Below are 13,943 nucleotides of genomic sequence, written 5' to 3'. Positions count from 1 at the left end.
TGCTCCTTCGATCGTCGGATGGCTTCGCGGACCCTAGCGCAGCGAGGTAAACGGAAGCTGAAATGCAAATGAGCTGCTCCTGTTAACCGCACAATCACCTCTAAGCGCTAAGTTGCGCGGCAACCGGCAAAAGCGGGCGGCGAGAAGCCACTCCCACGCCGAGTATTGTTACGGGTGCAAGGCTGATTGGATGGCTTCGGAAGGCGCGACGGAACCGAAAGGCTACAGGGCCCTTCTGCCGATGCTTCTCTCCTATGCTGCATCGGGCGGCAGCCTCGTCATCAGTTCTGCGGCCCAGCTCCTTACCTTTGCCATTCTCGCGCGTTGGCTCGGCGTCGACGAGTTCAGCGTCTTCGTCGCCATGACAGCCGTCGCCAATATCGCCGTGCACCTCTGCGGGCTCGGTGCGATGGAATGCCTCGTGCGCCGGGTCGCTCGCGACCGGACGATCTATCCCGTGATGCTCGGTCACAACATCATTCTGACGGTCGCCAGCGGTACGGTTTTGATACTCGTGGGCACGCTCATTCTGCCCTTCTTCTTCAGCCTGTCGCCGGATCCGGTCACGAACATAGCTATGGTGATGCTGATGCTCGTCACCAATATCGTGCTGGTCCGGGTGATCGTGCTCGCCGAACAGATCTTTCTCGCCCATTCCGACTTCACCTCGGCCAATACAGTGGTCGTCGGCTTTGCCGTAGCGCGCACCGCGGCGGCCGCTCTCGCCTGCATCGTCTTCAGCGTGTCGACGGTCGCCGACTGGGCCGTCTGGCAGTTCCTCAGCCACGTCCTCGTCGCACTGCTCTGCCTGCAGGTCCTCAAAGGCCTCGGAAGACCGCGCTATGCCGTCGTGAGGGAGGAACTGCCGCAGGGGCTCTACTTCGCCATCCCCTTCATTCTGCGTGCGCTTCGCCAGAATGCGGATCTTCTCGTCCTGAGCCTCGTCGCCAGCGCTGAGCTCGTTTCGAGCTATAGTGTCGCCCGCCGAATGCTGGAAAGCAGCTATCTGTCGGTGGAGGCGCTCAACCGGCTCATCTATCCCGGCTCTGCCAGGCTGTCGGCTGCAGGGCTGCACCACGCGCTTGAGCGCGTGCTGCGTGTGCTCGCCGCTGCGGCGGTCATCGGCGTTGCGGCGGCGGTAGTGGTCTTTCTGCTGGCGCCGGCGTTGCCCTATCTTTTCGGCAGGGAATACGTCTCACTCGTCGGCTTCGTTCGAATTCTCTGCTGGGTGGTCGTGCCGCTGGCGATCTGGTCCGTGGCCGTGGAAGCACTGGGCGCCTCCGGCTACCACGCTCCGCGTGCGACGGTGATGGGTCTTGGCAGCATTGCCGGCGCCGGTCTTGCCGCCTGGGCAAGCTGGTATGCACCGCCGACCGGAACGCTCATCTCGTTCTACGTGATCGAGACTGCCATGGTGGTGGGTGCCTGGGGCGTATTCCTGCACTTCGTGCGGCGCGACCGCGAAAGCGCCGCCCGGCGGGTGCTCGCTCCCGGCGAGGCTGGCGTATGACGATCGAGTTGTCGCAGGCGCGGTCTTTCGCGGCAGCCGAAGGCTCCAGTGACCGCATGACTTCGATCCGGGCGATGGAACGGGCCGACCTGCCGGCCGTTGCAAGATTGTTCAACAAGGTCTTCCGCCAGCGGGATAGCGAAGCCGGCGACGATCTGATCCGATATCTCGAAGCCGTTTTTTTTGGCAGCCCGCATTATGCACCGGAACATGGCAGCGTCATTCATGAAGATAGCGATGGCCGTATGGACAGTGCCATCCTCTCGGTGCCAATGGAGTTCACCGTGAATGGCCGGCGCATGGTGGCCCGCCTTCTCTGCGCCTTCATGGTCGACGGCAGGGGTGGCGCCGCAGGTGCCGCGCGGCTTGCACGCACAGTGCGGGCGGCGCGGCAGGAGATGTGCTTCTCCGACAGCTCCTCACCGGTGAGCGCTGATCATTGCACGGCAGGCGGCGGCATCATTCTGCCGATCCAGAGTCTGGAGTGGCGGCGCGCCTTCCGGCCGCTTGCCGCTGCGGCGCTGCTCGCCGCACGCCAGATGCCCCTCCTTGCCTCGGGGCCGGTGATTGGCGCGCTTGGATGGGTCGATCGGGCGCTCCGCCGGTGGCGGTCTTCGCTCAAAGCCGAATTCACTGCGGGATGCCGCGCGGAAGCCGCGAGCCTCGACGCATTCTTCGAGTGCGCCGCGCCAATGCTGGAGCGGTTTTCGGTTCGTCCAAGCTGGTCGAAGCGCGAATTCGACTGGCTGGCCAGCGTCGCCTCGCGGAACCGGAGCCTCGGGACGCTGCAAAGCAGGATCGTCCGCTCCGACGACGGCAGGGCGATTGGCGCTTTCCTCTTTTTCGGAAGGGCGAAGCGGGTTGCCCATGTGCTCAATGTTCTATGCGAGGCCGGAAGGGAACTCGATGTCACCACCGCGATGTTCGCGAGCCTCGACGAGGACGGTTACGCGGTTGCGGCCGGCATGGGCCAGCCATTCTTGATGAACGCCATTTCGCGCCAGCGCTGGCTTTCTTTCCGGCATCGCGGCTACTTCTGCATGGTGACCCGCCATGCGGAAATCAAGGAAGCGGCCCTCGGCAACGACATCTATATCGGCGGGCTTGCGTCGGAAAGCTGGAGCAGGCTGCTGACCGATTTCTGATCGCCGGCCGTCGGCGGGGCTTTCGATGAAAGGTTACCGGCCGCCGGCGCGTTTAACCGAATGTTCACTCTGCGAGCCTAAGTCTTAACAATCACTGCGCGCAGCAGGGGCCGTGCTCTTTGGCGAGCACGCGTGGGGAAAGACGACGGATGTACCGGCCGAGCGAGCCCGAGGGACAAACATTGCGCCTTGAGACGCGCTTTGAGCGGCCGCGCTCGCGCGGCGGTTCGCTGCTCGATCTCCTGCCGGATCGCCCCGAGCCATCCAAGATTCCCGCTCCGGCGCCGGTCGCTCCCCGATCTGCGAGCATATCGCCCCGCCCACGAGTTAGCGATTATTTTCCCGGGCTTCCTCTGCTCGGCAGCATCGGGATCGATCACATCGTCGCCTGGCTGCGCGACGGCTTTCGCTGGATCGTTCTTGCACTCTTCGTCTGTGTCGCCGGTGCCCTCGGCTATGCGATGACGGCGACTCCGCGCTACACGGTCTATACCGACATTGTCGTCGATCCCGCGAACCTCAATGTCGTCAGCGACGACGTCTTCATGAACAATCCGCAGCGCGATGCGCAATTGCTGGAGGTCGAAAGCAAGCTCAGGACGCTGACGTCGAGAAACGTCTTCGAACGCGTCATCAGTAAGCTGCGGTTGACGGAGGATCCGGAATACGTCAAGCCGACGTCGCTTTCGGCGCTGATGGCTCTCTTTTCGTCGCAGGATACGAAGGCCGGCAAGGAACTGGCCGCCATGCGGGCACTCTCCGAGCGGGTCGAGGCGCGCCGCGAGGAACGCTCCTTCGTCGTCGTCCTGAAAGTCTGGAGCGAGGCACCGGACAAGGCTGTGACGCTCGCAGATGCGATCGTCGATGCCTTTGAGGCGGAACTCTTCCAATCGGCCGCCGAGAGTGCCGGCCGCGTCGCGGAAAACCTCAATGCGCGGCTCGATCAACTGCGCCGGAGCGTGACCGAGGCGGAAAAGAAGGTCGAGGATTTCCGGCGGGCCAATGGACTGCTGTCGGCCAATGGCGAACTTGTCAGCAATCAGCTGTCAGGCGAACTCAACACCCAGGTCCTCGAAGCGCAGCAGCGCTTCATCCAGGCGGAAACCCGTTACAAGCAGATGAGCGCGGCGATCGCGCAAGGGCAGACCGCCAGCGCCTCGGTCTTCGAGTCGGCCGACATGACCAATCTCCGCCAGCAGTTCAACACCGTGCAGCAGCAGATCGGCGCAATGCAGCTTACCTATGGCGAGAGGCACCCGCGTCTCGCCGCGGCGCGCTCGGAGCGCACGACGCTCGAGGCGGCGATCAATCAGGAGGCGCGGCGCATAGCGGAACGCGCGAAGGCCGATTTCGATCGGGAACGCTCATCTCTCGATGCCTTGCGGGTGAAAGCGAACGACGAGAGGTCGAACGTCTTTACCGACAATGACGCGCAGGTCCATCTTCGCGATCTCGAACGCGACGCGCGCACCAAGGCGGCGGTGTATGAAACGCATCTCGCCCGCGCGCAACAGATCACCGAACGCCAGCAGATCGATACCACAAACATCCGCGTCATCTCGCGTGCGCTGCCGCCGGAGTCGCGAAGCTGGCCACCGCGCACGGTCATCCTGCTGATCGGCGGCGCCGTGGCGGGCCTTGGGATCGGCGTTACCCTGGCTCTTGGCCTCGGCCTGTGGCGATATCTTCGCGCCCAACAGCGCGCGACCGCCTAGGGCTGCGGGCGCCATGAGCGACACCGGCTTCGCGGAGATCAGTGCGCAGGCCGTGAGGCTGCGCGTTGCCGCCTTCCTTTTCATGGCCCTCTTCCTGTTCCTGTGGGTCTCGATCGATCCTTATGTCGACCTCACGGGCGAGGCCGTGCTCGATCCCTCCGCTGGAAACTCCAACCGGCTGAACCAGATTCTCGCGCTGTTCCTGACCGCCGGGATGTTGGGCTACGGACTGCTCCACCCGATGCGCGGCATCATCCTGCAGCCTCGGGTGCTGCTGGCACTGCTTTATGCCTGGTTCTTCTTCGTCTCCGTGATCTCCGTCCACCCGATGCTGGGGATCAAGGGCATTATTCTTTCGACGATGATGACGCTCAATGCCAGCATCTATCTGCTGCTGCCGGCCTCCGAGCGCCACTTCGCCAAGATGCTCGGCATCGGCACACTGATCATGCTCGGCTTTGCTTATTATGGCGTTCTGTTCAAGCCGACGCTGGCCATCCATCAGGCATCGGAACTGCGCGAGCCGATGAATGCGGGGCTTTGGCGCGGCCATTTCCCGCACAAGAACAGCGCGGCCGCGGCCATGGTGCTCGCCGCCTTCTTCGGGCTTTTCGTCATGAACAGCTGGTCGCGCGTCGCGGGGCTTGCGATCGTGGGGCTTTCCTTTCTTTTCTTGGTCAATACCGGCGGCAAGACGTCGACAGCAATGCTGCCGGCGATCCTCTTGCTCGCCTGGCTCTTCGAAAGACTGCGCTTTCTGCGTGTCCCGATCGTTATCGGTGGTGTCGGGCTGTTCAATCTCTTCGCCGTCGGCTCGGCCGTCTTCAGGCCGCTTGGCGAATTCATCGCCGGGCTCGGCATCGATGCGACCTTCACAAACCGTGCCGACATCTGGCGTTTCGCCTTTTCCGCGCTCGCCGAACGGCCTTTGACCGGCCATGGCTTCAAGAGTTTCTGGCAGACGGAGGAACTGGTCTATAGCGGCGGCACGATCGAGACCTGGGCCGTGGCCGCCGCCAACGGCCACAATTCCTATCTGGATATTGCGCTGACCACCGGTTTCCCAGGGCTCGTTCTGACGCTGACCTGGCTTATCGTGCTGCCGCTGCGCAATATCTCGCGCATCGCCCCTGATCGTGCGCATTCGCATCTGACGCGACTCTTCATTCGTATCTGGCTCTATACGATCTTCCACGCCGGCCTCGAGAGCCTCTTCTTCGAGGGCGGCAGTCTGCTCTGGTTCACCTTCATGTTTGCACTTTATGGTTTGCAATTGCAGTCGAGCGCCGCGCTGACCGCTGCGCCTGCTGCCGTGAATAGGAGTCGAGTTGCTCATGCTTGAATGGCAGGGACGGATCGGTTCGCTCGTGGACCGCGTGGCAAACCGGCTGATCTGGAACTTCGCCCGTGGACGGCGCGAGCTCGAGACGGATGTGCCTCTTGTCTCCTTCACCTTCGACGACGTGCCGGATAGCGCGCTGAACGAGGGCGCGTCCATTCTCGAGCGGCACGGCGTTCGCGGCACCTTCTATATCGCGGGCGGACTGGCTGGAAAGATCGAGCCGGACCGGACGCTGATCACACGGGAAGGATGCGGCGAGATTCTTGCGCGGGGCCATGAAATCGGTTGCCATACCTATGCACATCGCCGGATACGCGACATTCGCCGCCTCGACGACGATCTCGATCGGAATGCGCACTATCTGAAGAGCTTCGGTGTCCCGGAGCCGGCGCGCAACTTCGCCTTCCCCTATAATGCTGCCTGGCCGCCGGCCCGGGCCGTGATGCGCCGGCGCTACCGGACCTGTCGCGGCGCCGGCGAGGCGATCAATCGCGGCGTTGTCGACCCGTTGATGATCAAGGCCGTGGAAATCCGGCAGCCGGAACAGCATGCAAGAGACCTGACACGGTGGATCGACGATATCGCCGATCGGCCCGGCTGGCTTGTCTTCTTCACCCACGACATCGCACCGCGGCCGACGCCCTACGGCTGCACGCCGGAAACCTTCGACCACCTCGTCCGCTACGCGGTCGGCAAAGGATGCCGTGTGCTCCCCGTCGATCGGGCGCTGGACGCGCTCAACTGGTAGGGAGCAGTACCGTGTCCAAGCCTGACGCTGCCGGAAAACGCCTGCTGGCGATCAACAACTATTACTACCGGCGCGGCGGGTCCGAGGCGGTGTTCTTCGATCATATGCACATGTTCGGCGAGCTCGGATGGGACGTCGTTCCCTTCGCCATGCAGCACGACATGAACGAAGCGTCGCCCTGGTCGGACTATTTCGTTTCCGAGATCGAGTATGGCCGCAGGACCGGCCCCTTGCGCAAGTTGGCTCAGGCAGCGAGTGTCATCTATTCAGTGGAGGCCCAGCGAAAGATCGGCCGATTGGTAGACCGCACCCGGCCGTCCGTCGCCCATGCCCACAACGTCTACCACCATCTTTCGCCGGCGATCTTCTCCACGCTGAAGGCCGCGGGCATTCCGGTCGTAATGACGGTGCATGACCTGAAGCTCGCCTGCCCTTCTTATAAGATGCTGCGCGCCGGCAAGGTTTGCGAAGACTGTCGCGGGGGCAGGATCTACAATGTGCTCCGTCACCGTTGCGTCAAGGATTCGCTGCCGTTGAGCGCGGTCGTATTCGCGGAGAGCATGCTGCACCGGATGCTCGGGCTCTATCGAGACAAGGTGGACCGGCTGGTGGTGCCGAGCAGCTTCTATCTGGAAAAGCTCGTCGAATGGGGTTGGCCGCGCGAGAAGATGGTCCATATTCCGAATTTCGTCGATGTTTCCGGCTTGCGCAGTGACTGGCAGGAGAGCAACTATTTCGTTTTTGCCGGGCGGCTCGCTCCGGAAAAGGGGATCGAAACCTTGATCCGGGCAATCGCGCTTGCGGGAGAACGGCTCGTCATTGCCGGGACCGGGCCCGAAGAGGAAAGCCTTCGGCAACTGGCCGGCGAACTCGGTGCTGACGTGACCTTCGCAGGCTATCTCTCCGGCGAGAAATTGCATCGGCTGATCGGTGAATCCCGCGCACTCGTGCTGCCGTCGGAATGGTACGAGAACGCACCGATCAGCGTGCTCGAGACCTACGCGCTCGGCCGACCTGTCATCGGCGCGGCGATCGGTGGCATTCCCGAAATGGTGCGGGAGGGAACGGGGCTCCTGGCGCTCTCGGGAGACGTCGAAGACCTCGCAGGTGCGCTGCGCCGGATGGCAGCACTTTCGCCGGAGGAGCGCGCGCGCATGGGTGCCGAAGGCCGGGCCTGGATCGACCGCGACTTTTCCGCAGCCGCCTATCGGTCGAGGACCTTGGAGCTCTACGCGACGCTGGGCGTCGCCTGACGGTCGAGCAGTACGTCCGATTTTCGGCCATCTCCGTAAAAATTTAGCGATGTTCTTACGCCGACCGAAAGTGCTCAGCCTTTAGAGGGAATGTTCATCAGGGAACCTCCCGGGGCGTTACCATCATGAGCAGTAGGTCTGCAGTGCAGCGCGTTGAAAATCCGCAACAGGCGCCGCTTGCGGTGAGTTTGAGCGGCCAGGGGTTCTCGGACCAAGAGCTCGACAGGTTTTCGCCGCGCCTGCTATCCGCCGCCAGAACAGGCGCACGGCAGCGGGTGATGATGCTCGGATTGCGCGGAATTCCGAATGTGCAGGGCGGCGTCGAAAAGCATGTCGAAATGCTTGCGGCCAAGCTGGCGGCGCAAGGCTGGGAAATCGAGGTCGTGGGACGGAACCGCTATCTGGCGCAGTCCCCACTTTCGTCCCGGGACGGGGTCCGCGTCTTTCCGATCTGGGCGCCGCGGAGGATGGCCCTCGAAGCGATCGTGCACACCTTCCTCGGCGTGTGTTTCGCCGCACTTCGGCGTCCCGATATCCTGCACATCCACGCGATCGGCCCGGCTCTGATGGTGCCGCTCGCGCGGCTGTTCGGTTTGAAAGTTGTCGTCACCCATCACGGCTATGACTACGACCGGCAGAAATGGGGCGGCTTTGCCAAGAGCATGCTGAAGCTCGGTGAGCGCCTGGGCATGAGGCTTGCGCATGGACGCATCGCGATTTCGAGAGAAATCGTGGAAGCAATGGGTGCGCGCTACCGAGTGCCTGTCTCCTTCGTGCCAAATGGCGTCGCCGTCCCGTCACTGTGCGGCGAGAGCGGCATTCTCGAGGAGTTCGGACTGGCGCGACGCCGCTACGTGCTGCTTGCGGCACGGCTGGTGCCGGAAAAGCGACAGATCGACCTGATCCAGGCTTTCGCAAAGCTTCGCGATGCCGGCTTCAAGCTCGTGCTGGCGGGCGGTGCCGAATTCGAGACGCCCTACGCACGAGAGGTGAGGGTGGTGGCGAGCAATGTACCTGGCGTCGTCCTTACGGGCTTCCAGGCCGGCGACCGGCTAACGGATCTCTTCGCCAACGCGGCGCTCTTCGTCCTGCCTTCAAGTCACGAGGGCATGCCGATCGCGCTGCTGGAGGCGATGGCCTATGGTTTGCCGGTGCTGGCGAGCGACATCATTGCCAACCGCGAGCTTGGCCTGCCGGCAGAAGACTATTTTCCCCTCGGCGATATAGAGGCACTCTCCGCGGCCATTGCCGGCAAACTCGAGAATCTGCCGGGCGAAGAAGAGGTACTCGCTCGCATGGCGCATGTCGAAGCGACCCATAGCTGGACGAGCGTCGCGCAGAAGACGCTTGCTGTCTATGGGGCGCTGAATCGATAGGGTAGGCAGTCGAATGATGAATTTCAGGCGCGCTGTCTCCCTGGTCGCATGGCTCCTGCTTGCTGTGGTCGTTTATTCCACGCTGTCGCCGGTTGGCATGCGGCCGCATATCGGCAACTGGGTGCAATTCGAAAGGTTCGGCGCCTACGGGGCGCTCGGGCTCAGTTTTGCCATTGCCTATCCGAGGCGGAGGGGGCTCGTTCTGACAATGCTTCTGGCCGGCGCGGCCGGTCTTGAGCTGCTGCAGATGGTTTCGCCCGACCGGCACGCGCGGTTCGGCGACCTTGCGGTCAAGATGGCGGGCACGGCATGCGGCGTATGCGTGGCGTGGCTCTCTGTTCGCTATGCGCAGCGATTCCGGCCGGCCGAGTCTGGAGCGGTGCGGAATGTAAACCCTGACGGATCGTGAGCCGAGGGGGCATCTTGACAATATCCGTTATTATCAAGACCTTGAATGAGGAAAAGCGCATTGCCGCGACGATCGAAAGCGCGCTCGTGGCGCTGAAGGGCAAGGGCGGCGAGATCATCGTTGCCGACAGCGGCTCGGCCGATCGCACGATCGAGATCGCCGCGCGCTATCCCGTTATCATCGCGCAGATTGCTCCGCCTGCGCGGCCGAGCTGCGGGATCGGTCCGCAACTGGGCTTTCAATATTCCCGTGGCGAACATGTCTGCCTCATCGACGGAGACATGCTACTCGATGACGGCTTTCTCGACGACGCCGTCCGCTTCCTTGCCGACAATCCCGCGATTGCCGGCGTGACGGGGCATGTCGAGGAGATGCACGTCGCCAATCTCGAATTCGCGCGACGTGTCAACCGCAACGCACCCGAGAACCGCACGGGAGGGATAGATCGCATGAACGGCGGGGGCCTCTATCGGCGTTGCGCGATCGAGGAGGTGGGCTATTTCTCGGATCGGAACCTGCATGGTTACGAGGAATTCGATCTCGGCATCCGGCTGCGTAACGCTGGTTGGGGGCTCCATCGCCTCGACCGCCGTTTCGTCCAGCACTTCGGCCACAGCGTGAATTCCTATCGGTTGCTGGTTCGCCGCTGGAAGAGCAAATATCTCTTCGGGATCGGCGAGCTCCTGCGCGCCTCGCTCGGGAAGCCCTATTTCCCTGAGCTTTTGAGGGAACTGCCGGAGCTCAGGCTTTGGGCACTCGTCCACCTCTGGTGGCTCTTCTGTCTTGGGCTTCTTCTGTTCCTGCCCGATAAGATCATGGCGTCTACTGCTGTCGCCGCCATGCTGCTTGGCGTCGTTGCGCTGGCGAGCGCCAAGAAGCGCAGCCTCGGCATGGGGCTTTATACCGTCGTCGCCTGGTTCTTCCATGCCGCCGCTCTGCCGGTTGGCTTGCTTCGGAGCCGTCAGCCGCCGGACGCGCCGATCGAGAGCAGAATACTCGGAAAGCGGGCATGAAGATCGCCAGCCTTGTCGTCGCGACGGCGATCGCCTGCGGCTGTTGGGCGCCCCTGGCAGGCGCCTCGGACGATTGGGTACCCGTTCGCGAAATCTCGCTTGAAATGAAGGCCGGAAGCCCGCTCGACTTTTCGTCCTTCCTGCCGAATGGGCCGATCGATGCCGGGCATCGCCTCGTCGCCGGAGCCGGGGGACGGCTGGCCTATGCGGCCGCGCCGAAAGAGCCGGTCCGGATGTTCTGCGCATCGCTTGCCTGGAGCCCGGCGTCCGGCGGCTTTCCGGATCATGACGGCGCCGACCGCTACGCGCGCCAGCTTGCGCTCCATGGCTATAATGTGGCGCGGCTTCACTTCACCGATGCAAGCTTGATGCACGATCGCCGGAAGGATTTCGATTTCGATCCGGGGACGCTGGACCGCATCCATTATCTGCTCGCGGCACTGAAGCGCAACGGCATCTACTGGATCATCGACGGTCTTTCATCGTCGCGCGGCGCCTATGGTGGCCACGACGACCGCTGGGAGGCGAATGGCGACCTCAAGCTCCGCCTGCATCTCGACGATGAGGCGTTCCAGCACTGGAAGACGCTGCAGGAGAGATTTCTTGCGGTGGTCAATCCCTATACCGGGACTGCGCCCATTCGCGACGACGCGCTGGCGCTCGTAATCCTCGCCAATGAAAACGGCATCGAGTTCGACAGCGTCGTGCACGAGCGTTTCGGCGAACCGCATTACGACGCGGCGCTCGCCGCTCCCTTCAACCGTTGGCTCGCAAGGCGCTACCGGTCGACCGGCGCCCTGGCACAGGCCTGGGGAGACCTCAGCGACGGCGAACAGCTTGAAGCGGGAACGGTGGAACTCCCGGCCGACCGCTATAGGGATGGCGCGCGCATGCGCGACCTGCAGGCGTTCTTCATTGAAATGGAACAGGCTTCCGTCGCGCGAATGAGCAAGGTATTGCGCGACTTCGGCTATCAGGGCCTGATCAGCAGCTACAACAACTGGCCGACGGTACAGACGGAGTTGACCCGGCGTGATCTCGATGCGGTCACAATGAACACCTATCACGATTGGGTTGGCGGCTATGCGCCGGGCAGCGCCCTGTTGCAGGCGAGTTCCATCGACGACGGAGCCAATTACATGCGGATGGCGGCCGCCGCGCGCTGGTTTGGGAAGCCGTTTGTCGTCACTGAATACGACCACCTCTTCTGGAACCGCTACCGCTATGAGGCCGGCCTTGTCATGCCGGCCTATGCCGCTCTTCAGGGCTGGGATGCGCTCTGCCGTCACGGCCACGGACCGATCGCGCTCGCCTACGGCGAACCCTATCCGCACAAGCGTGCAATGCTTCCCTATGCGATCGCTCTCGATCCGGTCGCCCGTGCCGGCGAGACGCTGGCCGCGCTCCTTTATCGCCGGGGTGACATCGCCGAGTCGGGCATTACGATTCCCTTTGCGGTGCGCGGCGAGCCGGATCTTTCAGAGGACATGCAGGCACGGGAGCCGGAGCGGCTGACGGATTTAGCGCTGATCGGCAGGATCGGATTGCTCCGGGAGGACGACTTGGACGAAGAAGTCGGTGTCGGCCAGCCGCGCCCTGACGATGCCGGGGGCGTTATGGAGCACTTGCGCAGAAGCGGGCGCCTGCCCCCTGGCAATCGCACCGACATCGCACACGGGCGCTACGAGAGCGATACCGGAGAGATTCTGCTCGATCGCTCGACCGGACAACTCCGGATCTCGACGCCAGCGACCGAAGCGGCGGCGTTTTCCTCGCTGCGCGAGCCGATCGATCTCGGCACGCTCCGTATCGAACAGGCGGACGGCAATGGTCTTGTCGCGCTTTCGGTGATCGACGGCGACAACATCCTTAACGAGAGTCGTCGGCTGCTTTTGATCTTCGCGACGGATGCCCAGAACACCGACATGGTCTTTCGCGATAGCGAGGAGCGCATCATCGAAGACTTCGGCAGGCTGCCGGTCCTGATCCGCAAGGGCCGCGTCGACTTGGCCCTGTCGAGGACGGCGGCAAAGTGGCGCGTCTCGCCCGTTGGTCTCGACGGAACCGTCTATCCGCCGGTGCATGCGGGTACCGGTGCCGTCACCTTCCGCCTTTCCAACGACACGCCCTATGGGCCGACGACGTACTTCCTTATCGAGCTCGACGGTGGCTGATATCATGGGCAAGAATGCTGGCTGAGCCCGAAACCGGATCCGATTTCCGGAAAGCGACCATTGCGCGTCTGAAAAGACGCGCGGCGCTGAAGGCGATTGCATTTCCATGCCTAACCTGATTTCTGATGCGGCGTCGGCCGGAGGGTCGATGAGAGGCGGGTATGGGTGAGGCAACTGATGGATGATTTGCCCGAGATCATCGGCAAGGCCTGGTGGCCGAAGCAGAGCATGAGGCTCGGGGCGACGTTCTTCGTGCGCCGGGCCTTCCCTTGGCTCGGCCGCTATTTTGGAGATAAACCACTTGTCTCGACCCTGTCGCCGGGGATCGAGGGCATCGTTTCCTGGGGTGGGCGCATTCCTGCAAAGACGGCGATGGCGATCGCCGGCGCCCGACGGCTGCCGCATTGGCACCTGGAGGATGGCTTCCTGCGTTCGGTCGGCTTGGGCAAAGACGGTGCCGCTCCGGTTTCGATCATTGCCGACGACCTGGCGCTGCCGGTCGACGGCGGACGGGCATCGCGCCTTGAACTCTTGATCGCCGAGGCGGCGGGTGGCGGGCACGACGCCGCCGGAAAGCAGATCCGCGAGCGTATGGTTCGCCATAGGCTTTCGAAATACAACAACCTGCCGCATCGCCAGCCGAAGATCGAGCGCGGCAGCCGCCGGCGCATCCTCCTCGTCGATCAGGTCCTGGGCGACGTCTCGGTCGAACGGGCGCTTGGCAGTCGTCGCTCATTCGAGCGGATGCTCGAAGACGCGCTCACGAGCGGTGCGCAGTGCATCGTTCGCACGCATCCGGACGTGATGGCCGGCTATCGGAAAGGCTACATGACAGAACGCGCAGCCCGCACGCCCGGCGTCATCCTGCTCGCGGACAAAATCTCGGTTGCCTCCATCCTCGATGTCGTTGACGAGGTCTGGACAGTCTCGAGCCAGGTGGGTTTCGATGCCCTGCTGCGGGAGCTGCCCGTCCGCTCCTATGCAGTGCCCTTCTATGCCGGTTGGGGACTGACGGATGACCGTGCAGGGCCGGCCGCGCAAGCGGCACTGGCGCGCCGGGCGGCGGCCAGACCATCGATCGATGCGCTGACTGCCGCAGCGCTTGCGCTTTATCCGAGCTACCGCAATCCGGCGACTTGGCAGCCGGTGGACGTGTTTGGGGCGATCGATCTCCTTGTCGCCGCAATCGAGCGAGCCTGACGAGCGCCCTCAATATCCGATTTGCGCAGGGAAATATCCGCTGGGGGCCACCAGACTC

General features: G+C 63.2%; 11 protein-coding genes. All 11 read left to right on the top strand.

Annotated elements, in window-relative coordinates; genetic code table 11:
- Positions 1-190 precede the first annotated feature (190 nt).
- The 11 genes from AC4P1R_RS20850 (at position 191) to AC4P1R_RS20800 (ending at position 13,885) form a co-directional block, all read left to right on the top strand.
- Positions 191-1,510, top strand: a complete 1,320-nt coding sequence (locus AC4P1R_RS20850) for a lipopolysaccharide biosynthesis protein (protein WP_492178629.1) — start codon at positions 191-193, stop codon at positions 1,508-1,510.
- Entirely contained in the window at positions 1,507-2,655 is a 1,149-nt protein-coding gene (locus AC4P1R_RS20845; RefSeq protein WP_492178627.1) for a GNAT family N-acetyltransferase, read from the top strand. Before AC4P1R_RS20850 ends, AC4P1R_RS20845 begins: the two co-directional genes overlap by 4 nt.
- A 149-nt stretch (positions 2,656-2,804) precedes the next feature.
- Positions 2,805-4,370: a GumC family protein gene (locus AC4P1R_RS20840; protein ID WP_492178626.1), complete on the top strand. Its 1,566-nt coding sequence runs from the start codon at positions 2,805-2,807 to the stop codon at positions 4,368-4,370.
- A gap of 13 nt (positions 4,371-4,383) precedes the next feature.
- On the top strand, positions 4,384-5,712 hold the full coding sequence (locus tag AC4P1R_RS20835; RefSeq protein ID WP_492178625.1) for an O-antigen ligase family protein: 1,329 nt from the start codon (positions 4,384-4,386) through the stop codon (positions 5,710-5,712).
- On the top strand, positions 5,705-6,460 hold the full coding sequence (locus AC4P1R_RS20830; protein WP_492178623.1) for a polysaccharide deacetylase family protein: 756 nt from the start codon (positions 5,705-5,707) through the stop codon (positions 6,458-6,460). Before AC4P1R_RS20835 ends, AC4P1R_RS20830 begins: the two co-directional genes overlap by 8 nt.
- A gap of 11 nt (positions 6,461-6,471) precedes the next feature.
- On the top strand, positions 6,472-7,713 hold the full coding sequence (locus AC4P1R_RS20825) for a glycosyltransferase family 4 protein (RefSeq protein WP_492178622.1): 1,242 nt from the start codon (positions 6,472-6,474) through the stop codon (positions 7,711-7,713).
- A gap of 278 nt (positions 7,714-7,991) precedes the next feature.
- Entirely contained in the window at positions 7,992-9,089 is a 1,098-nt protein-coding gene (locus tag AC4P1R_RS20820) for a glycosyltransferase family 4 protein (RefSeq protein ID WP_492178806.1), read from the top strand.
- A gap of 16 nt (positions 9,090-9,105) precedes the next feature.
- Positions 9,106-9,498, top strand: a complete 393-nt coding sequence (locus tag AC4P1R_RS20815; RefSeq protein ID WP_492178621.1) for a VanZ family protein — start codon at positions 9,106-9,108, stop codon at positions 9,496-9,498.
- Positions 9,499-9,512: 14 nt separating this feature from the next.
- Positions 9,513-10,511: a glycosyltransferase family 2 protein gene (locus AC4P1R_RS20810; protein ID WP_492178620.1), complete on the top strand. Its 999-nt coding sequence runs from the start codon at positions 9,513-9,515 to the stop codon at positions 10,509-10,511.
- Positions 10,508-12,685, top strand: a complete 2,178-nt coding sequence (locus AC4P1R_RS20805; protein ID WP_492178618.1) for a glycoside hydrolase — start codon at positions 10,508-10,510, stop codon at positions 12,683-12,685. The genes AC4P1R_RS20810 and AC4P1R_RS20805 overlap by 4 nt, the downstream gene beginning before the upstream one ends.
- 177 nt (positions 12,686-12,862) lie before the next feature.
- Positions 12,863-13,885, top strand: a complete 1,023-nt coding sequence (locus AC4P1R_RS20800; protein ID WP_492178617.1) for a capsular polysaccharide export protein, LipB/KpsS family — start codon at positions 12,863-12,865, stop codon at positions 13,883-13,885.
- The last annotated feature ends 58 nt before the right edge of the window (positions 13,886-13,943 follow it).

This window comes from Sinorhizobium sp. Y406 (genome assembly GCF_058732025.1).
This window is presented reverse-complemented; position numbering and strand designations above follow the sequence as displayed.

What these genes read in the sequence shown, in the direction of transcription:
- AC4P1R_RS20850 (WP_492178629.1), top strand. Translation starts at nt 191, where the DNA reads ATGGCTTCGGAAGGCGCGACGGAACCGAAAGGCTACAGGGCCCTTCTG.
- AC4P1R_RS20845 (WP_492178627.1), top strand. Translation starts at nt 1,507, where the DNA reads ATGACGATCGAGTTGTCGCAGGCGCGGTCTTTCGCGGCAGCCGAAGGC.
- AC4P1R_RS20840 (WP_492178626.1), top strand. Translation starts at nt 2,805, where the DNA reads ATGTACCGGCCGAGCGAGCCCGAGGGACAAACATTGCGCCTTGAGACG.
- AC4P1R_RS20835 (WP_492178625.1), top strand. Translation starts at nt 4,384, where the DNA reads ATGAGCGACACCGGCTTCGCGGAGATCAGTGCGCAGGCCGTGAGGCTG.
- AC4P1R_RS20830 (WP_492178623.1), top strand. Translation starts at nt 5,705, where the DNA reads ATGCTTGAATGGCAGGGACGGATCGGTTCGCTCGTGGACCGCGTGGCA.
- AC4P1R_RS20820 (WP_492178806.1), top strand. Translation starts at nt 7,992, where the DNA reads ATGATGCTCGGATTGCGCGGAATTCCGAATGTGCAGGGCGGCGTCGAA.
- AC4P1R_RS20815 (WP_492178621.1), top strand. Translation starts at nt 9,106, where the DNA reads ATGAATTTCAGGCGCGCTGTCTCCCTGGTCGCATGGCTCCTGCTTGCT.
- AC4P1R_RS20805 (WP_492178618.1), top strand. Translation starts at nt 10,508, where the DNA reads ATGAAGATCGCCAGCCTTGTCGTCGCGACGGCGATCGCCTGCGGCTGT.
- AC4P1R_RS20800 (WP_492178617.1), top strand. Translation starts at nt 12,863, where the DNA reads ATGGATGATTTGCCCGAGATCATCGGCAAGGCCTGGTGGCCGAAGCAG.